Annotated in this window: 18 protein-coding genes and 1 pseudogene; 13 read left to right on the top strand and 6 right to left on the bottom strand. The window is 59.1% G+C overall.

All coding sequences use genetic code 11. The features are described 5' to 3' along the window. Positions 1-172 precede the first annotated feature (172 nt). Entirely contained in the window at positions 173-640 is a 468-nt protein-coding gene (locus K0P33_RS25350; protein WP_094953816.1) for a PA2169 family four-helix-bundle protein, read from the top strand. Between the two features lie 152 nt (positions 641-792). On the opposite strand, the gene K0P33_RS25345 is transcribed toward K0P33_RS25350, so the two are convergent. Together K0P33_RS25345 and K0P33_RS25340 are read right to left on the bottom strand one after the other, a co-directional pair. Beyond that, a complete protein-coding gene (locus tag K0P33_RS25345) occupies positions 793-1,263 on the bottom strand; it encodes a MaoC family dehydratase (protein ID WP_024077080.1) in 471 nt (156 codons plus the stop codon). An 85-nt stretch (positions 1,264-1,348) separates the two neighbouring features. After that, positions 1,349-2,293, bottom strand: a complete 945-nt coding sequence (locus tag K0P33_RS25340; protein ID WP_242152224.1) for an alpha/beta hydrolase — start codon at positions 2,291-2,293, stop codon at positions 1,349-1,351. A 210-nt stretch (positions 2,294-2,503) separates the two neighbouring features. Between K0P33_RS25340 and fadD2 the strand changes: the two genes are divergently transcribed. Next, on the top strand, positions 2,504-4,192 hold the full coding sequence (gene fadD2 / locus K0P33_RS25335; protein WP_242152221.1) for a long-chain-fatty-acid--CoA ligase FadD2: 1,689 nt from the start codon (positions 2,504-2,506) through the stop codon (positions 4,190-4,192). 385 nt (positions 4,193-4,577) lie between these two features. Next, complete coding sequence (fadD1, locus tag K0P33_RS25330) at positions 4,578-6,269, top strand: long-chain-fatty-acid--CoA ligase FadD1 (RefSeq protein WP_094953904.1); 1,692 nt, start codon at positions 4,578-4,580, stop codon at positions 6,267-6,269. Between the two features lie 1,305 nt (positions 6,270-7,574). Here fadD1 and K0P33_RS25325 read toward each other — a convergent pair. After that, positions 7,575-7,952: a hypothetical protein gene (locus K0P33_RS25325; protein ID WP_242152218.1), complete on the bottom strand. Its 378-nt coding sequence runs from the start codon at positions 7,950-7,952 to the stop codon at positions 7,575-7,577. 198 nt (positions 7,953-8,150) lie between these two features. On the opposite strand from K0P33_RS25325, the gene K0P33_RS25320 reads away from it, so the two are divergent. The 3 genes from K0P33_RS25320 (at position 8,151) to def (ending at position 10,023) form a co-directional block, all read left to right on the top strand. Continuing rightward, entirely contained in the window at positions 8,151-8,336 is a 186-nt protein-coding gene (locus K0P33_RS25320; RefSeq protein ID WP_094952591.1) for a CsbD family protein, read from the top strand. A 182-nt stretch (positions 8,337-8,518) separates the two neighbouring features. Continuing rightward, positions 8,519-9,487 carry a YihY/virulence factor BrkB family protein gene (locus K0P33_RS25315; protein ID WP_242152215.1) on the top strand — a complete coding sequence of 323 codons (969 nt, stop codon included), beginning with the start codon at positions 8,519-8,521 and terminating at the stop codon, positions 9,485-9,487. Continuing rightward, on the top strand, positions 9,484-10,023 hold the full coding sequence (gene def, locus K0P33_RS25310; RefSeq protein ID WP_242152213.1) for a peptide deformylase: 540 nt from the start codon (positions 9,484-9,486) through the stop codon (positions 10,021-10,023). The genes K0P33_RS25315 and def overlap by 4 nt, the downstream gene beginning before the upstream one ends. Positions 10,024-10,098: 75 nt before the next feature. Here def and K0P33_RS25305 read toward each other — a convergent pair whose 3' ends face one another. Both K0P33_RS25305 and K0P33_RS25300 read right to left on the bottom strand, forming a co-directional pair. Further along, complete coding sequence (locus tag K0P33_RS25305) at positions 10,099-10,917, bottom strand: methyltransferase (RefSeq protein WP_242152210.1); 819 nt, start codon at positions 10,915-10,917, stop codon at positions 10,099-10,101. A gap of 59 nt (positions 10,918-10,976) precedes the next feature. After that, a complete protein-coding gene (locus tag K0P33_RS25300; RefSeq protein WP_094952587.1) occupies positions 10,977-11,414 on the bottom strand; it encodes a GNAT family N-acetyltransferase in 438 nt (145 codons plus the stop codon). 302 nt (positions 11,415-11,716) lie between these two features. Here K0P33_RS25300 and K0P33_RS25295 point away from each other — a divergent pair, with 302 nt between their 5' ends. The 5 genes and pseudogenes from K0P33_RS25295 to K0P33_RS25275 all read left to right on the top strand — a co-directional run bounded on the left by K0P33_RS25295 (position 11,717) and on the right by K0P33_RS25275 (position 16,378). Continuing rightward, entirely contained in the window at positions 11,717-12,646 is a 930-nt protein-coding gene (locus K0P33_RS25295; protein ID WP_242152207.1) for a fatty acid desaturase, read from the top strand. A gap of 9 nt (positions 12,647-12,655) precedes the next feature. After that, the gene (locus K0P33_RS25290; RefSeq protein ID WP_242152203.1) at positions 12,656-13,447 is read left to right on the top strand and encodes a PhnD/SsuA/transferrin family substrate-binding protein; all 792 of its coding nucleotides are present in this window, start codon (positions 12,656-12,658) and stop codon (positions 13,445-13,447) included. Positions 13,448-13,633: 186 nt separating this feature from the next. After that, positions 13,634-14,119: pseudogene (locus K0P33_RS25285) on the top strand (sigma-70 family RNA polymerase sigma factor); the annotation flags it as partial. A gap of 190 nt (positions 14,120-14,309) precedes the next feature. Next, positions 14,310-15,323: an ABC transporter substrate-binding protein gene (locus tag K0P33_RS25280; RefSeq protein ID WP_242152197.1), complete on the top strand. Its 1,014-nt coding sequence runs from the start codon at positions 14,310-14,312 to the stop codon at positions 15,321-15,323. A gap of 125 nt (positions 15,324-15,448) precedes the next feature. Continuing rightward, positions 15,449-16,378 (top strand): aliphatic sulfonate ABC transporter substrate-binding protein, encoded by a 930-nt coding sequence (locus K0P33_RS25275; protein ID WP_094952583.1) that lies wholly within the window; start codon positions 15,449-15,451, stop codon positions 16,376-16,378. A 233-nt stretch (positions 16,379-16,611) separates the two neighbouring features. Here the strand turns inward: K0P33_RS25275 and gstA are convergent, their stop codons facing one another. Next, complete coding sequence (gstA, locus tag K0P33_RS25270) at positions 16,612-17,214, bottom strand: glutathione transferase GstA (RefSeq protein ID WP_242152194.1); 603 nt, start codon at positions 17,212-17,214, stop codon at positions 16,612-16,614. 96 nt (positions 17,215-17,310) lie between these two features. On the opposite strand from gstA, the gene K0P33_RS25265 reads away from it, so the two are divergent. Beyond that, on the top strand, positions 17,311-18,180 hold the full coding sequence (locus K0P33_RS25265; RefSeq protein WP_094952581.1) for a LysR family transcriptional regulator: 870 nt from the start codon (positions 17,311-17,313) through the stop codon (positions 18,178-18,180). A 169-nt stretch (positions 18,181-18,349) separates the two neighbouring features. Then, the gene (locus K0P33_RS25260; protein WP_094952580.1) at positions 18,350-19,669 is read left to right on the top strand and encodes a PAS domain-containing methyl-accepting chemotaxis protein; all 1,320 of its coding nucleotides are present in this window, start codon (positions 18,350-18,352) and stop codon (positions 19,667-19,669) included. Positions 19,670-19,730 lie beyond the last annotated feature (61 nt).

The raw sequence follows: 19,730 nt of genomic DNA, 5'->3' as shown, positions 1-19,730 counted from the left end.
ATACAGGCATTCTGCATGAAGGCCAAATGACAGATCATGCAAATAACGTACATACAGATGGTTCAATAATTTTCAAGTTATTGAAATGTAAGGAGAAAGTAATTTTTCAAAACCTGGCACGGGCGCTGCAATCATTAAGATACGTTTCTTAACCCGCACAAGGAATTGAAAAATGACTGACATCAATAAAGAATCGATCTCCGTACTGAACGACCTGATCGAGACCAGCAAAGACGGCCAGAAAGGCTTCGCGACTTGTGCTGAAGACATCAAACATCCAGAGCTCAAAGCCCTGTTTGTGAAGCGCTCCGCTGACTGCGCGACCGCAGCTGCCGAATTGCAAACTGCTGTGAAAGCGTTGGGCGGCGACCCGGAAAAATCCGGCTCGGTTGCCGGTGCTCTGCACCGTGGCTGGGTGGACGTGAAGTCGCTGGTCACCGGCAAAGATGAAGAGGCTGTGCTGAACGAAGCCGAGCGCGGCGAAGACCATGCCTTGAAGGCTTACAAAGAAGCGATCGAGAAGATCAACAAGCACAACCTGCTGGGCATTCGTGACCTGGTTGAGCGTCAGTTCCACGGCGCGCAACGCAACCACGACCAGGTGAAAGCCCTGCGTAACCAGGCTCGCGCTCAGTCGTAAAACCTGCTGCGTAACACCTGTTGTGAAAAAAAATGTGGGAGCGGGCTTGCCCGCGATTGCGGTGAGTCAGTCACTCTATCCAGTGACTGACACTCCGACATCGCGGGCAAGCCCGTTCCCACATTTGCTTGGTATCGACCTCGAGATTGCAATCAGCCAATGCTGATCGGCGGCAGCTCAGTCAACGTCACAACCTGCTGCTTGCGTGGCGCGAGGATTTCCGCCTCGCCGTCCACCACCAACTCGTCGCGCTGGTTGAACACGCGGGTGGCAATGCGCACGCGAAACTTGGGCAGCTTCTCGAGGATTTCCAGACGCACGGTCAGGGTGTCGCCGATTTTTACCGGCTTCTGGAAGGTCATCTGCTGGCCGATGTAGATGGTGCCTGGCCCAGGCAGCTCGCACGCAACGGCCGCGCTGATCAGGGCGCCGCTGAACATACCGTGGGCGATACGCTCCTTGAACATGGTCGCCTTGGCGTACTCGGCATCCAGGTGCACCGGGTTGTGGTCGCCGGACATGGCGGCGAACAACTGGATATCGCGCTCTTCGACGGTCTTGCTGTAGCTGGCGGTCTGGCCGACTTCGAGGGCTTCGTACGGGGTGTTGGTTACCTGAGTCATCTAAAGGTGCATCCTGTGGCTAATCGGTAATGTAACTATCTGATTTTAAACGGTTGATTTTAAGGGGCTGATTTTAAAGGAGCAGTTACTCGCAGCGGGTCGGCCTGTGCAACGCCAGGGCCTGCTCGAGCCACCTCAGCACATCTGCTGTGACTTCGTCGCGATTGGTTTCATTGAACACTTCGTGACGCGCCTGCGGGTAAATATTCAGTTGCAGGTTCTGGCAGCCGGCCTCACGCAGTGCATGGGCCAGACTTTTGAGACGCTTGCCTTCACTCACCGGATCACATTCGCCGCCCATTATCAGGAGCGGCAGGCCCGGGTCGATCTGCGTGAGATTGGACGCTTTGCTGATTTGCTGCAAGCCGCCCAGCAGGTCGATCCATAGCTGGTTAGTGCAACGGAAGCCGCAGAGCGGGTCGTTGATGTACTTGTCGACTTCAACCGGGTCGCGGCTGAGCCAATCAAAGGCGGTGCGGGTAGGCTTGAACGCCTTGTTGAACGAGCCGAACGACAGGAACTCGATCAGCGCACTGCGCCCGCGCAAGCCCTGGCGTGCGCGTTCGATTCTGGCAATGACCTTAGCGGCACGGTACAGCGCCACCGGCTGGAAATTCGAACCACTGAGAATTGCGCCATTCAAACTGGCGCTGTGGTGCAACAGGTAGGCCTGGGCGATATAACTGCCCATGCTGTGGCCCAGCAAAATGATCGGCAAACCCGGCTGCTGCTGGCCGATGTGCTGGTTGAGGCTGGCGAGGTCGCCCACCACTTTGGTCCAACCATCCTTTTCGGCGTATAGCCCCAGCGTCCCTTCGTCGGCGGTGCGGCCGTGGCCGCGCTGGTCCAGGGCGTACAGGCCGTAGCCGGCGGCGCACAAGGCCTCGGCCAGGCGTGCATAACGCCCGCTGTGCTCGGCCATGCCGTGGGACAGCATGATCATGGCCCGGGCTTGGCTTTCCGGCAGCCATTGATTGACGTACAGGCGGCTGCGGTCATTCGCGGTCAGCCAGAAGGTGCTGTGGTTCATGGCGCTTCCTTTGCTCAGAGTCGTTGCAGTGTATAGCTCATCTGCCAGAGGCTGGTGTATCTGCCTACACGTTGGGCGCAAGATTCATACAATAAATGACACAGTTGGTTGTATTTGCCTGTTTGGCCATAGCTGCTAACGTCCTCAAAGCTCCGCTTTTTAAACCTTCATAAAAGCGGCCGGACACACTCAGGTAAGAGGACAAGAATAATGCAACCTGATTTCTGGAATGACAAACGCGCGGCGGGCGTTCCCAATGCCATCGACCTCACCACGTACAAGTCGGTGGTGGAAGTCTTCGAACGTTCCTGCAAAGCCTTTGCCGACCGTCCGGCGTTCAGCAACATGGGCATTACCCTGACTTACGCCGAGCTTGAGCGCCACAGTGCGGCGTTCGCCGGTTACCTGCAACAGCACACCGACCTCAAGCCGGGCGACCGTATCGCGGTGCAGATGCCCAATGTGCTGCATTACCCGATTGCCGTGTTCGGCGCATTGCGCGCCGGGCTCATCGTGGTCAATACCAACCCGCTGTACACCCCGCGCGAGATGCGCCACCAGTTCAAGGATGCCGGCATTCGCGCGTTGGTCTATCTCAACCTGTTTGGTTCGCGGGTGCAGGAAGTGTGCGCCGATACCGAGATCGACTACCTGATCGAAGCCAAGATGGGTGACTTCATGCCGGCCGCCAAAGGTTGGTTGATCAACACCGTGGTCGACAAAGTCAAGAAGATGGTCCCGGCCTACAACCTCCCACGCGCCGTGTCGTTCAAACGCGCCTTGCGCATGGGCGCGGGCCAAAGCCTGACCCGGCACCCGGTGACCCTGGATGACATCGCCGTGCTGCAATACACCGGCGGCACCACCGGCCTGGCCAAGGGCGCGATGCTCACCCACGGCAACCTGGTCGCCAATATGCAGCAGGTGCGGGCGTGCATGTCCCAGGTCGGCGATGACGGCCAGCCGCTGATCAAGGAAGGGCAGGAGGTGATGATCGCGCCGCTGCCGCTGTACCACATCTATGCATTTACGGCGAACTGCATGTGCATGATGGTGACCGGCAGCCACAACGTGTTGATCACCAACCCGCGCGACATTGGCGGCTTTATCAAGGAACTGAAAAAGTGGCGGTTCTCCGGTCTGTTGGGGCTGAACACGCTGTTCGTGGCGCTGATGGACCACCCGGATTTCAAGACCCTGGACTTCTCCCACCTCAAGATCACTAACTCTGGCGGCACCGCCTTGATCAAGGCCACGGCCGAGCGCTGGAAGGCGCTGACCGGTTGCTCCATCGGCGAAGGCTACGGCCTGACCGAAACCTCACCGGTGGCCAGCACCAACCCCTACGGCGGCCTATCGCGCCTCGGCACCGTAGGCATTCCGGTGCCCGGCACGGGCATGAAAGTGATTGATGACGAGGGCCACGAGTTGCCGTTGGGCGAGCGCGGCGAACTGTGCATCAAGGGCCCGCAGGTGATGAAGGGCTACTGGCAGCAACCGGCCGCCACCGCCGAGGCCTTGGACGCTGAAGGCTGGCTGAAAACCGGTGATATTGCGGTGATCGACGCCGATGGCTACGTGAGCATTGTCGATCGCAAGAAGGACTTGATCATCGTCTCGGGCTTCAACGTATACCCCAACGAGATCGAAGACGTGGTGATGGCCCACCCGGCGGTCGCCAACTGCGCAGTGATCGGCGTGCCGGATGACCGTACCGGTGAGGCGGTGAAGCTGTTTGTGGTGGCGCGTGCCCAGGGTGTGAGCCTTGAAGAACTGAAGGCGTACTGCAAGACCAACTTCACCGGGTACAAGGTGCCCAAGCACATTGTGTTGCGCGAGTCATTGCCGATGACGCCGGTGGGCAAGATTCTGCGCAGGGAGCTGCGCGACATCGCTTGATGTGAAATAGGCTTCAAAAATGTGGGAGCGGGCTTGCCTGCGATCACGGTGTATCAGTCACCTAATTCATCGACTGATGGACCGTTATCGCAGGCAAGCCCGCTCCCATATTGTTATTTATCGCGCTGAAAGGCCCATTCCAGAGCGACTTTCAAAGATATAGAATCTTTGCTCTAAAAATGACCACTGGGTATTCTTGAGTCATATTTATGACTGTAGGGCCCTCTCTTGGCTCTAGGCGGCCCTTGGCAAAGCTGCTACTCTCGGCGCGCTTTGTGACTTCTCGGCCTGCTTGAAAGCGCCAGACTCACCTTAAAAAAACATACACCAATAATAATCGCATCAAATGCGATGATGAATTCGCGTCGCTGAGGAGTGGGCTTCCATGAACGAAGACTTTTGGAAGGATAAGTACCCCGCCGGGATTGCTGCAGACATCAATCCAGACGAGTATCAAAATATTCAGGCGGTACTGAAACAGTCCTGCCAGCGCTTCGCCAACAAACCGGCTTTCAGCAACCTGGGCAAGACAATCACCTACGGTGAACTGTACGAATTGTCCGGCGCTTTCGCCGCCTACCTGCAACAGCATACCGACTTGAAGCCTGGCGATCGAATCGCCGTGCAACTGCCCAACGTCCTGCAATACCCAGTTGCCGTGTTCGGCGCCATTCGTGCTGGCCTGATCGTGGTCAACACCAACCCGCTGTACACCGCGCGGGAAATGGAACACCAATTCAATGATTCCGGGGCCAAGGCCCTGGTGTGCTTGGCGAACATGGCGCACCTGGCTGAAAAAGTCGTGCCCAAGACCGCCGTCAAACATGTGATCGTCACCGAAGTCGCTGACCTGTTGTCGCCATTCAAGCGCCTGCTGATCAACAGCGTCATCAAGTACGTGAAGAAAATGGTCCCGGCCTATCACCTGCCCAAGGCGATCAAGTTCAACGACGTGCTGGCCAAGGGGCACGGCCAACCGGTCAGCGATGCCAGCCCGGCGAGCGACGATGTCGCCGTGCTGCAATACACCGGCGGCACCACCGGGGTGGCTAAGGGCGCGATGCTCACCCACCGCAACCTGGTCGCCAACATGTTGCAGTGCAAGGCGCTGATGGGCTCCAACCTCAACGAAGGCTGCGAGATCCTGATCACGCCGCTGCCGCTGTACCACATCTATGCCTTCACCTTTCATTGCATGGCGATGATGCTGATCGGCAACCACAACATCCTGATCAGCAACCCGCGCGACTTGCCGGCGATGGTTAAGGAACTGTCGAAGTGGAAGTTCAGCGGCTTTGTCGGCCTGAACACCCTGTTCGTGGCGCTGTGCAACAACGAAGGCTTTCGCAAGCTGGATTTTTCCGCGCTGAAAGTCACCCTGTCGGGTGGCATGGCGCTGCAATTGGCAGCTGCCGAGCGTTGGAAAGACGTGACCGGTTGCAACATCTGCGAAGGTTACGGCATGACCGAAACCAGCCCTGTGGCGACGGTCAACCCGATTCAGAACATCCAGATCGGCACCATCGGCATTCCAGTGCCATCGACGGTGTGCAAAGTCATCACCGATGACGGCGTCGAGTTGGCCCTCGGTGAAATCGGCGAGCTGTGCGTCAAAGGCCCGCAAGTGATGAAGGGCTACTGGCAGCGCGAAGACGCCACCGCCGAGATCCTCGACAGCGAAGGCTGGTTGAAGACCGGTGACATCGCGATCATCCAGCCGGATGGCTACATGCGCATTGTCGACCGCAAGAAAGACATGATTCTGGTCTCCGGCTTCAACGTCTACCCCAACGAGCTGGAAGACGTGCTGGCGACCCTGCCGGGCGTGCTGCAATGCGCGGCCATCGGCGTGCCGGATGATAAGTCCGGGGAGCACATTAAGATCTTCATCGTGGTCAAGCCGGGGGCGACCCTGACCAAGGACCAGGTGATGGAACACATGCGCGCCAATGTCACCGGCTACAAGGTGCCCAAGGCCGTGGAGTTCCGTGATGCGTTGCCGACCACCAACGTAGGCAAGATCCTGCGCCGTGAGTTGCGCGATGAAGAACTGAAGAAGCTGGGACTTAAAAAGTAACCCAATAAGAAACCCCGCCAATGCGGGGTTTTTTATTGCCTGCTGCTGGCGAAACACTAGCCTCTGTGGGAGCTGGATTGCCTGCGATAGCTATAGGTATCTACACATCTTTTTATGGGTTGGATTCTTTGGTTGTCTCGGGGGCGCTGGGTGCATATCCGTTGCTGCGGTAACGGCTTCGTATGGTTCCGCCCTTACGGCGGGTCACTTTTGGAAAAGAGCCCCAAAAGTAACCAAAAGGGCTCTTGCCCCACCACTCGGCACCTCGCCTAGGCTCGGTGTGCCCTCACTCCGGCTTTGGACCGTGGGCCGCCGCCATGGGCCATCCTTGGCCCATCGCGGCTAAACCGGCGTCCTGCCGGTTTACCCACGCTCCAAAGCCTGCGTTCGGCCAGCGTGGTTTAACGGGGCGCCTAAGATCAAGATCAAAAGCAAGAGCACGGCGGCCTAGTAGCCGACCTGAGTGGTTAAATCAAAAGCAAAACCGAGGCGGCCTGACAGCCGACCTGATATTTGAAACTGAACTCAATCTAATGTGGGAGCTGGCTTGCCTGCGATGCAGACACCTCGGTCCATCAAGTACACCGAGTTGATGCCATCGCAGGCAAGCCAGCTCCCACAGAAAAGCAGAGCACTGCGGTGCTGACAGTCGAACTCGGTCAAAACTGTGGGAGCGGGGCTTGCTCGCGAAGGCGGTGGGTCAGTCAGCTCATGTGTAACTGACCCACCGCCTTCGCGAGCAAGCCCGCTCCCCACATTGGGATCTCATTACATCAGCTAGATAGGGTGGTGCTCTGCTTCTGCTCTGCTTCTGCTCTGTTTCTGCCCTGCTTTTGCTTCAACCACTCAGGTCGGCTACTAGGCCGCCGTGCTCTTGCTTTTGATCTTGCTTTTGATCTGAGGCGCCCCGTTAACCACGATGGCCGAACGCAGGCTTGAATCCGTGGGTAACCCGGCAGGACGCCGGGTTAGCCGCGATGGGCCAAGGATGGCCCATGGCGGCGGCCCACGGATTCAAGCCTTCGTTCTGGCATGCCGAGCCTAGGCGAGGCAACGAGTGGTGGGGCAAGAGCCCTTTTGGTTACTTTTGGGGCTCTTTTCCAAAAGTGACCCGCCGTAAGGGCGGAACCAATAGCCGCCGTTACCGCAGCAACGGATATGTACTCACATCTACCTAAAAAACCCGTCAAAAGCTTAAAGTTGCGTAGATACCTATGCTGCGATAGCGGTGTAACTGCCACTGCAATGTGGCTAACCCACCGCCATCGCAGGCAAGCCAGTTCCCACATTATTTTTACCGCGTTGTTACAGGGCGAACTGCGCGAAGCTCACGCCAGCACCCGCCGGGCGCACATCTTTCAAGAACGAATCTTTGTCCGCACTCAACTCCAGGGTGATCTCCGGCTTGCGCTTGCCTGCATTGCGCACCACCAGCCCTTCGAGCTTTTCACGCAGGAACGCCGTCGGCACCTTCAGGTGCAGCAACTGGTCGGACTCGGCGTTGTGCATCAACAGGTGAACCCACTCGAACTGGCCCACGGCAATACGGCCCACCGGCAGGTCGAACCACCAGATGTTGCGTTTGTGGTCCAGGTCGGTGAAGTGGCAGTTGTTGACGCCGAGTACGGCACCGCCCAGTTCCTGGTTTCTGCGGGCGATGGCCTGTGCTTTATTGAGTTTCATAACCTTCCTACGGGATCTGTTATTCAGCGTTATAGCCTGAATGTGCCGCGCATTCTCGTGGGTTGGCCGCAAAACATAAAGCCAAACCTGCAGGCGGCGATGAAATGCGCGCTGAAAAATAATTGAAACTCTGCTGAACGGCTTCAGGTCAATCTCTACGTAATGACCAAAAACCTCGATTGTTCCAGGAGAAATACCATGAGCAGCACATCGGATAAGGCAAAAGGTTTGGCTAACGAAGCCGTCGGCAACATCAAGCAAGGTGTCGGCAAAGTCACCGGCAATGACAAGCTGCGCGCTGAAGGCGTGGTGCAGGAAAAGAAAGGTGAAGTGCAAAAAGCCGTCGGCGATACCAAAGACGCGATTAACAAAGCCACCAAGTAAGCCTGAATCGCTGGCTGTATGCGTGCAGCCCGACGGCCATCCACGGATGGCCGTTTTTATGCCTTACGTTGAAACTAAAATCTGGTAATTGTTTCAAAGTCGCCAAGTAGGCTACTTTTAATGTAGAAAACGGCCCCTGAGTCGCCCACGACCTCACTCTTTTTGCGGCGAAAGGAGACGCTATGATTTTTCCGGTACTAGACGGCCTCAAGCTCCACAAAGTGCTGGTGCGCACCGTCAAGGAATTCGTCGATGACGAAATGCCCACCTATGCCTCGGCACTGGCTTACCAGATGCTGTTCTCGTTGTTCCCCTTCCTGCTGTTTCTCATTGCCCTGATCGGCTTCCTGCACCTGCCGGACTTCTTCACCTGGCTGCGCTTGCAGTCGGAACTGGTGTTGCCGCCCCAGGCGCTGGAACAGGTCAACCCGGTGATCGACCAGTTGCAGCAATCCAAGGGTGGCTTGCTGTCCGTCGGTATCGTGATTGCGTTGTGGACTGCCTCGGCGGGCGTTCGCCTGATGATGAGCGCGATGAACGCCGCCTACGACGTGGTCGAAGGTCGACCGATCTGGAAGCGCTTCCCGCTCTCGGTGTTCTACACCGTCGGCATCGCCGGCATGCTGCTCGCCGCCGCCGCGTTGATGGTGCTTGGTCCGCAGGTGATGGGGTGGCTCGCCGGGCAGATCGGCATGCAGGAATTTGTGGTCACCTTGTGGACCATCCTGCGTTGGCCGCTGATCGTGATTTTGCTGATGTTCGCCGTGGCCCTCATGTATTACGTGATGCCCGATGTAGAGCAGAAATTCCGCTTCATCACTCCAGGCTCGGTGCTCGCCGTGGTGGTGTGGATCGTTGCTTCCCTGGGCTTTGGTTATTACGTCAAAACCTTCGCCGACTACAACGCCATGTATGGCAGTATCGGTGCGATCATCGTCCTGCTCCTGTACTTCTACATTTCCGCTGCCGTGCTGTTGCTGGGCGCGGAGATGAATGCCGTGATCGAACACATGTCGGCTGAAGGCAAGGACCCGGGGGAAAAGGCGTTTGAAGAAAACGCCGATGCAAGTTCTTACACGGATGAAAAACAGCACGTCTCAGGCCTAGGCCGGGACCACTCCAAGCCCACACCCATTGAGCCTGATCGATGATCCATGAAATTCTGAAAATGGGCGATGAGCGCCTGCTGCGTATTGCACCGCCGGTTCCGCCGGAGATGTTCGACAGCCCCGAGCTTTGGCAGTTGATTGATGACATGTTCCAGACCATGGAGCACGTCGGCGGTGTCGGTCTCGCCGCCCCGCAGATCGGCGTCGACCTGCAACTGGTGATCTTTGGCTTTGAGGCCAGCGAGCGCTACCCGCACGCACCGCCGGTGACGCAGACCATCCTGATCAACCCATTGATCACGCCGCTTAGCCCAGTACTGGAAGAGGGCTACGAGGGCTGCCTGTCCGTGCCTGGCCTGCGTGGCGCCGTGGACCGTTATCAGCATATTCGCTACGAGGGTTTCGACCCCAAGGGCGAGCCGATTGTGCGCATCGCCGAAGGCTTCCACGCGCGGGTGGTGCAGCATGAATGCGATCACCTGATCGGCCGGTTGTACCCATCGCGCATTACCGACTTCAGCAAGTTCGGGTTTATCGAAGTGATGTTTCCGGATATGGATCCCACGGCGGACGAATAGCCCCCTGCCACACCATCGATCAAAAATGTGGGAGCTGGCAAGCCAGCTCCCACATTGGTGTTGCGTTCATTCAGACTATTTGGCCGGTTTCACAAACCGCAACGTCATCCGATCCGACTCCCCAATCGCCACATATTTAGCCTTATCCTGCTCCCCCAGCTTCAACGTCGGCGGCAACGTCCACACGCCACCTGGATAATCCTTGGTGTCTTTGGGGTTGGCGTTCACCTCACTTTGCCCGGCCAGCTTGAACCCGGCATCCGTGGCCAGTTTCACCACCTGCGCCGTGGTCAGGTAACCACTGTCCTTGATCGCTTCCAGATCGGCCCCGTCCTTGGCGCGGTGATCTTCCACGCCCAGCACGCCACCCGGCTTGAGCACGCTGTAGAACGCCGTGAACGTGGCGTTGGCGGTATCCGCCGCCACCCAGTTATGCACATTGCGAAAGGTCAGCACGGCATCCGCCGACGCAGGTTTGCCGAACACCGGCGCCTTGGGATCGAACTCCACCACGTCGGCCTTGGCATATCGCGTTGGGTCGGCGGCGAATTTCTTCTTTAGGTTTTCTTCGGAGGTGCGCGCGTAGGCGCTGCTGCTGGCGGCCTGCACGGCGGCGATGTAGTGCCCGTGGTCCTTGAGCAGTGGCGCCAGTATTTCGCTGTACCAGCCACCGCCTGGCGTGATTTCAATCACGGTCTGTTTGGCGCCCAAGCCGAAAAACGCCAACGTCTGCTGCGGATGGCGATAGCCGTCACGCGCGCTGTTGGCCGGGTCGCGCCAACTGCCGGCCAATACGCTTGAATATTGCTGGGCAGTAATGGGGGCGTCGGCTGCTTGGCTGAACGCTGGAAAGAGCAGGGCGGCTAGGGATAGAGCTGCGAGCGTCGTTTTCATGATCGTCCTGTAAGGGGTCACTGTGCCACCGAGGCTAGCACGGGCCCCGCACAGGTCGATCACACATTATCCGCAGTCGACCTCACCAAACGTTCTAAGCCCATGGCAATCATTGGCTTGTTACGTTTGTAGCGCGCCCACCGCTCGCTGAGTGATTGCGGCAGCACCGTGTCCTGGCTGAAACCCATACGCTGATACACAGCTTCCAAATCAGGATGGCACAGCAGCCATACCGTTCCTTCCACGTCGGCCACTGCCTGCACAATCAAGCGCGCCGCCAACCCTTGGCCGCGAAACCCTGGGTCAACAAATACGCCGGTCAGCCACTGCCCTCCGACCACGGGCGTGAGGCACAGCCCGGCCACAATCTCGCCGTCGCGCGCCACCCACAAACGCCCGCCCTTAAGCGCCTTCATCGGTGAATTATGGCTGCGGTAAAACTTGTTCAGCAGCGGCCACAGTGGCTCTGCCAGCGGTTCGATGAGCAGTTCGGGCATGGTCTTTAAGCCAGCGTTTTCAAGGGCCGGGGATTATAAGCGCCTTCTGCCCGGCAATAGGTGGTATACCCATTGTTACATCCCCTTTTAGTGGAGCATGCATCATGGCCAAAGGTATGGATTCAAAGAAAGCCGCGAAGAAGAAACCGGCAAAAACCGCCGATGAAAAACGCGCCAACAAGAAGGCCAAGAAAACCGAGACAGGCCTGTTCGGTCACTGAGTTACAAGCTTAGAACCAAACGATCTGCAAGATTTTTAGGTCTCGCTGCACAGAGCAGGAAACACCTGCTCTGAGCTGCCGATGGCCAACTACCTTGATCTGACCCAACGCCGGGAAATCGAAGCCCTGGCGCACCGCTTTACCGCCAGAACCGAATGGCCGACCTGGCTGCTGCTGATCGGCGTGTATGCCGGCTGGTTCTCTGTGATGCTCGCCAGCCCTTGGCTGGGCCTGTGGCTCAGCAACCTGTTGCTGGTTCCGTTGGTGACGCTGTGGCTGTCGGTGCAACACGAATTGCTCCACGGTCATCCCACCCGTTCCCTCCTCGTAAACAAACTGCTCGGCTACGCGCCCTTTGCCGTGTGGTACCCCTACACGCTGTACCGCAACAGCCATCTGCTGCATCACAACGATGAAGACCTGACCCTGCCGGGCATCGACCCGGAAAGCCGCTACCTGAATCAATCCCAATGGGACAACAGCTCGTTGTTTAAACGCGGTGTGCATTGGTTGACCAAAACCGTGCTCGGCCGTTTCCTGCTCGCGGCCCCGCTGGCGATTGGTCGATTGGCGCGCCAGGAATTTCAACGCCTGCCACAGGTGTGGCCGATGTGGCTGGCCCACGGCGCCGTGACGGTCTTGATGCTCAGCTTTATCGCCCACTTCAGCGTAATGCCGGTGTGGCATTACCTGCTGCTGGTCAGCGTGCCAGCCTTGTCCCTGGCCTCGATCCGTTCCTACTATGAACACCGCCCGCACCTGCAACCGGAACAGCGCACCGTGCTCAACGAAGCCGCCTGGCCGTGGACCTGGCTGTTTCTCAACAACAACTTGCACCTGGTGCACCACGACTTGCCGAAACTGCCCTGGTACTTGCTGCCCACGGTCTACCACGCCCGCCGCGAACAGTGGGTAGCGCGCAGCGGTGGTTTTCTGGTGCAAGGTTACGGCCAGTTGATCAGCCGTCACGGCCTCAAGGCCATCGACAGCCCCCGGCACCCTTTTGCGTGAGAGACGACCATGAGTGATCACTATGCCGAGCTGTTGATGTACGTCGCGCCCGAAGCGGTGCAGCAAGCCAACCAGCAATGGCTGACGCGCATATTTGAGCGCCTGAACCTCAGCCGGCGCAACGCCGACCACCTCGACTTGCACAGCCTGTGGCGGGCGCCCGAACTGCTCGTCACGCAAACCTGCGGTTACCCGCTGATGACCCAACTGCGCGGCCAGGTGCGGGTGATCGGGCGCCCACGTTACGAGCTGGCCCACAGCAGCCACGGCGAACATTGCAGCCTGCTGCTGACCCGCGACGACAACCCGCGCACCGCCCTGGCGGACTTCTACAACAGCCGCGGCGTGATCAACGGCCACGACTCCAACAGCGGCATGAACCTGCTGCGCGAACGCCTCGCGCCGTTGCAGCGCGACGGCCGTTTCTTCACCCGTGTCGGCATCAGCGGCGCCCACCGCGAAAGCCTGCGTTGGCTGCGCGAAGACTGCGCCGACCTTGCCGCCATCGACAGCGTCACCTACGACTACCTCGCCCGTTTCGCCCCGCAGGAGGTGGCGGGGCTGCGCATCGTCACCCATAGCGCGCCAAGCCCGACCTTGCCCTACATCGGGCCGCTGCATCTGCGCGACGAACAGGTGGCGCAGATTCGTCAGGCGATGAACCTGGCGTTGCAGGACTTGCCGCAGGTCGTCGAAACGCTGGGTATTCAAGAAGTTTTATCCGCCAGCGAAGACGACTACCACGTGCTGTTGGGCTACCAACAACAAGCCGTCAGCGCCGGTTATCCAAACCTGCACTGATCGTTCCCACGCTCTGGGTGGGAACGCCTGTTGTGACGCTCCGCGTCACGCTTTCATACGCAGAGGGTTGGAACGATAAGTTATATAAAAATACCTTTTAAATATTATTAAAGAATAAGCAGCCTTGCTAGGATCGCTCCACCGGAACACCGGACATAACGCGCAACCTACTCAGATGGAGCCACTATGTCCGGCGCCGACACTTCACACTGCGATTACGTGGGCGGATTGTTCCGCAGTCATTACGACTGGCTGTGCAGCCGTTTGCACCGCCACTTGGATTCGCGTGCCCACGCCGAAGACATCGCCGCCGACGCCTTCGTCCAACTCCTGAGCTCGTCGGGTGTGACGCCGATCCGCCAACCCCGCGCCTTACTCACCACCATCGCCCAGCGCCTGATGTACCAGCTGTGGCGCCGCCGTGACCTGGAGCGCGCTTACCTCGACGCCCTGGGCAACGACGAAACCTGCACCGCGCCTTCGCTCGAAGACCTGGCGCAAATGCTCGAAGCCCTGCAGGCCATCGACCAGTTGCTCGACGGCTTGCCGGCCAAGGTCAAGGCGACCTTCCTGCTGTCGCAACTCAAAGGCCTGACGTATCCCGAGATCGCTGCCGAACTGGGGATTTCCCAGCGCTCGGTCAGTGACTACATGGCCCGCGCGCTCAACCAAACCCGACGACTTCAACAGCCGCCGGCGCCGGGCCAGCAACACAGCTACCTGTCGCCGACCGCGCCGGAAGGGGCGTTCCACTGCACGCGGCTCAGTTATGACGTTCAACCGATCTTGACGACTGCGCAGATCGAATGTGGGAGCTGCCCACTTTGAATGTGTTGTGAATCGAATCTCCAAGAGGCTACTCATGAGAACACTAAAAAACCTGCTCGGTGGTTCGCTACTGGCACTCACCGCCCTGGCCCAGCCAGTCACCGCTGGTGAACCGATCAAACCGATCCACTTCGGCGACATCACCTGGGAAAGCGGCAGCCTGATCACTGAAGTGCTGCGCCTGATCGTCGAGAAAGGCTACGGCCTGCCCACCGACACCTTGCCCGGCAGCACCGTGAGCCTGGAAGCCGCCCTGGCTAAGGACGACATCCAGGTGATCGGCGAAGAGTGGGCCGGGCGCAGCCCGGCGTGGGTCAAGGCTGAAAGCGAAGGCAAAGTGTTCGGTCTGGGCGACACGGTCAAAGGCGCCACCGAAGGCTGGTGGGTGCCGGAATACGTGATCAAGGGCGACGCCGAACGCGGCATCAAACCCCTGGCGCCGGACCTCAAGTCGGTGGCCGACCTGGCGCGCTATAAAGATGTGTTCCGCGACCCCGAAGACCCGAGCCGTGGCCGCTTCCTCAACAGCCCCACCGGCTGGACCTCGGAAATCGTCAACAGCCAGAAGCTCAAGGCGTATGGCCTGACCGATACCTTCGTCAACTTCCGCACCGGCTCCGGCGCGGCGCTGGACGCCGAAGTGGCGTCGTCGATCCGACGTGGCAAACCGGTGTTGTTCTACTACTGGTCGCCGACCCCGCTGCTCGGGCGCTTCAAGCTGATCAAGCTAGAGGAGCCGCCGTTCAACGCACAAGCCTGGAAGACCCTGGCCGACGCCAACAACCCACACCCCATCGGCACCCGCTCGATGCCCGCGCACTTGGCGATTGGCGTGTCGGCGCCGTTCAAGGCGCAGTACCCGCAACTGGTGACGTTGTTTGAGAAAGTCGACCTGCCGATCGACCTGCTCAACGGCATCCTCGCGCAGATGAGCGAGAAACGTGAACAGCCACGCCAAGTGGCGCTGGCGTTCCTCAAAGAGCAACTGCAAGTCTGGCAACAATGGGTGCCAGCGGACGTGGCGGCCAAGGTCAAGGCAAGCCTGTAGATCGTTCCCACGCCCCGCGTGGGAATGCCGCCAGGGACGCTCCGCGTCCCGCTCTAAAGTCGTGACGCAGAGCGTCACAGGATGCATCCCCACGCTGAGCGTGGGAACGATCAGAGGTGACAGTGATGGTTAAGTTTTTCAGCGTGATTCTGGCTTCAGTTGTGTTGTCGGCAGCGGTTTTAGCCGCCGAACCTTCCACCTTGCGCATCGGCTATCAGAAAAGCTCGGTGAGCATGGTGCTGGCCCGTGAGCACAAGCTTTTCGAAGAGGCACTGCCCGGCACCCAAGTGCAATGGATTGAGTTTCTCGGCGGCCCGCCGCTGATCGAGGCGCTGAACGGCGGCAGCTTGGACATCGGCAATATCGGCGACATCCCGCCGATCTTCGCCCAGGCCGCCGGCATCGATTTGCAGTACTTCGCCGTCGAGCCCAACGAGGGTAAAACCGAAGCGGTGCTGGTGCCCAAGGCCAGCACGATTCAAAGCGTGGCCGAACTCAAGGGCAAGCGCGTGGCGCTGCTCAAGGGTTCCAGCGCGCACAACCTGTTCCTCAAAAGCCTGCTGCGCGCCGGTTTGCAATGGAAGGATGTGAACGTGGTGTACCTGTCGCCGTCCGACGGTCGCGCCGCGTTCGAACAAGGCAAGGTCGATGCCTGGGTGGTGTGGGACCCGTATTACTCCGCTGCCGTGGTCGACGGTTCCGCCCGTGTGCTAGGCGACGGCCAAGGCCTCAACCCGGCCGGCAGTTTCTTTGTGGTCAGCAGCCCGTTTGCCAAACAGCACCCGCAGGCCGTCGGCGCGATTATCAAGACCCTCGCCAAGGCCCAGCGCCTGTCCCTGGACCAACCCGAGGACAGCATCGCACTGATGGCCAACACTTTGGGCCTGCCACCGGCCGTGGTCAAAAGCTACTTCGAACACCGCTCACCCGCACCGATTCGCCCACTGGAAGCCGTGGACATCGCCAACCAGCAACGCACCGCCGACCTGTTTTTTGCCAACGGCCTGATCCCCAAGAAGGTCGATGTGCAGCAGATCGTGCTCAAGGCCCCCTAAACCCTGCGGCCAGCGGGCTTCCTGCAACCCGCGGGCCTGTTGTGGCGAGCGGGCTCGCCACAGGAAGCCCGCTCGCCACAAAAACATCCGACTTTAATCAGCGAGCAGACAATGCAACCGATCTGAATCGACTTTCTCAACGGCCTGGACATCGGCGCGCTCAACTTTTCCAACGACGAAATCCTCACCGCCATCGCAGGCAAGCCAGCTCCCACAGTGAATTGCATTTCAGGTCATGCGGCTTCGGCGGCCAATGCGGCGATCACAGCTTGCCGCTCACCCATCCGCTGCTCAAACGCCGCCAACGCTGGCCACTGCTGCAAATCAATCTCGTGAAACCCCGCCCAGCGCAGCACCACAAACAAATACGTATCCGCCACTGAATACTGCGCGCCCATTAGATAATCCTGACGCTCCAACGTCTGCACCAGAATCGCAAACCGCTTGTACAACGTGGCCAGGAACATCGCCCGTACCTCACCCTGAATCGCACCATTAAAGAAAATCGCCAGCCCGCCATGAATCTCGCTGGCGATAAAGTTCAGCCATTCCTGCAAGCGCACACGCTCCCAGCTGCCATTGGCCGGGGCCAGGTGGGCGGCGGGCTGCAGGTCGGCCAGGTACTGCAGGATGGCGCTTGCCTCGGTCAGTACTTCGCCGTTGCCCAGTTGCAGCGCCGCGACGTAGCCTTTGGGGTTGATTTGTAGGAAGTCTTCGCCGCCGGCGAAGGTTTTGGCCTGGTTATTCACCCGCACCAGTTCGAACGGCAACGCCAATTCACGCAGCACGATATGCGGGGCGAGCGAACAGGCATTGGGGGAAAAATACAGTTTCATCTAAGGCCGCTCCGTTGGATTTGCGCCAGTCTCACGGGCATGGCACCTTGCGTAAAATTAAACCTTCAAACCCCATCCATAAGGACAGCTACTGCCATGATGAACCTGATGCACTGGCGTTTGTTGGTGGCTGTGGCCGATCACGGCAGCATCACGGCGGCTGCCGAACAGGTGGGCATGACCCAGTCCGCAGCGAGCCAGGCCATGGCGTCCATGGAGGCGACGCTGGGGGCGCAACTGTTCACTCGTGAGCCGCGCAAGACCTTGCCCACTGCGCTGGGGCTGAGTGTGATCGAGCAGGCGCGGGTGATGATGGGGGCGTTGCAAACCATTCGCACCACGGTGGATGAAGCGCGCCCGCTGCTGCGTGGGAGTATTCGCATCGCCAGTTTCCCGATGGTGTTGGCGACCGTTCTGACGCCGTTGTTGCAGCGTTTTCGTCAGTTGAACCCGGGTATCGAGGTCACCACCCTGGACGTCACGGACAGCGAAGTGCACACCTTGCTCGACGCCGGCCTGATCGACTTGGGCGTGGTGCTCAACCCCAAGCCCGAGCGCAACGCCACGGTATTGGGTCGCGGCCTGTGGATGGCGGTGTTGCCGACCCACCATCCACTGGCGCAGCGTGCAGCCGATGCCAGCGTGTCGCTTGAGGAATTGCTCGAACAACCCTTCGTGCTCGCCACCGGTGGCTGTACCGCCAATGCCCGCAGCCTAGCTGTAGACGCCGGGCTGAGCCTGCGCGACATCCGCGTGGAAGTGCGCGAATGGAACAGCGCCTACAGCCTCGTGCGCGAAGGCGTCGGCGTCACGTTGGTGCCTGAAATGGCCTTGCCGGCCCAGCGCAACGGCCTGCGCGTGATGCCGCTTACGGTCCCGCTGTACCGTGAGTTTGCCTTAGTCGGTTCACCAGCCCTTCCGACCTCGGCTGCCGTCAGCGCATTGTTAAAAATGCTGGCTGAATAATGGCCTTGCATAGCGCCAAGCCGAGTCTATGCTCACCCAGAACCGTTGATGACGTTTGGCATATATAGCGTTTTGGATGGTTTTTTCCCTATGAAGGTGTGCCAGCAATAGCCAACTGAAGAATGGAATGCGCCTTCCACGGGCGCCGGGAATCTAGGGTGATCTGACCATGTTCAACCGCCACCACCAATCCGACCTGCAAGAAATCGAACGTTTCTCCTGTGCCCTCACCGAAGCTAACGCCAAACTCGCCGCCATCAGCCGCTCCATGGCGATGATCGAGTTCGACGGCAATGGCGTGATCCTCGACGCCAACCCCAATTTTTGCAAAACCATGGGCTACACCGTCGAGGAGATTCGCGGCAAACATCACCGGCTCTTTTGCGAAGAGGCCTACACCCACACCGAGGCCTACACCAAACTCTGGCGCGACCTGGCGCGGGGCGAAGCCCTCAGCGGCACGTTCATGCGCCTGAACAAGCGCGGCGAAGAGGTGTGGCTCGAGGCCAGTTACATGCCGGTGCTGGACAGCAGCAATCAGGTGCAGAGCGTGATCAAGGTGGCGTCGGATATTTCCGCACGGGTCCACCGTGAACACGAGAACCAGAGCCTGATCGATGCCATCAGCCGCTCCATGGCGGTGATCGAGTTCACGCCCCAAGGCCAGATCCTCAATGCCAACGACAACTTCCTGCGCACCGTGCAGTATTCACGTGAAGAAATCATCGGCCAGCACCACAGCATGTTCTGCCATCGCGGCGAAGTGGAATCCCCAGCGTACAAGGCCTTTTGGGCCTCGCTCAATCGCGGCGAATATCACTCCCATCGCTTTGAACGCAAAAACAAATACGGCAAAACCCTGTTTCTGGAAGCCTCCTACAACCCGATCTTCGACGCCAACGGGCGCCTGTACAAAGTGGTGAAGTTTGCCAGCGACATCACCGAGCAGGTCACCACCCTGCGCACCGCCGCCGATTCGGCCCACGCCACGTCGGTACAAAACGACGCCTGCGCACGCAAAGGTTCGCAGGTGGTGCAGCAAACCGTGCAAATCATCGAAGCCATTTCCAACGACTTGAACCAGGCGGCCCAGAGCATCGATGCGGTGAACAAACAGTCGGACATCATTGGCTCCATCGTGCAGACCATCCGCAGCATTGCCGAACAAACCAACATGCTCGCGCTCAACGCAGCGATTGAAGCGGCGCGGGCCGGCGAGCATGGGCGCGGCTTCGCGGTAGTGGCCGACGAAGTGCGCAGCCTCGCGGCACGTACCAGCCAGGCGACGGTGGAAATTGTTGATGTCGTGCGCAAGAACCACGACCTGTCGCTGAGTGCGGTGTCGAGCATGCAGTCGAGCCTGAGTCGCACGGGGCTGGGGGTTGAACTGGCGAATGAAGCGGGGCAGGTGATCCTGGAGATTCAGGAAGGCTCACGGCATGTGGTGGATGCGATCAGCCAGTTCAACTCGACGTTGCAGCTGCAGTAAACGTCTTGGCGCTCGCGTTCGGCCCTGGGCCGGCAGCGAGCTTTGCGATTTACCCTACAGA

The sequence above is a fragment of the Pseudomonas sp. ArH3a genome, assembly GCF_022648765.1.
GTDB lineage: Bacteria > Pseudomonadota > Gammaproteobacteria > Pseudomonadales > Pseudomonadaceae > Aquipseudomonas.
This window is presented reverse-complemented; position numbering and strand designations above follow the sequence as displayed.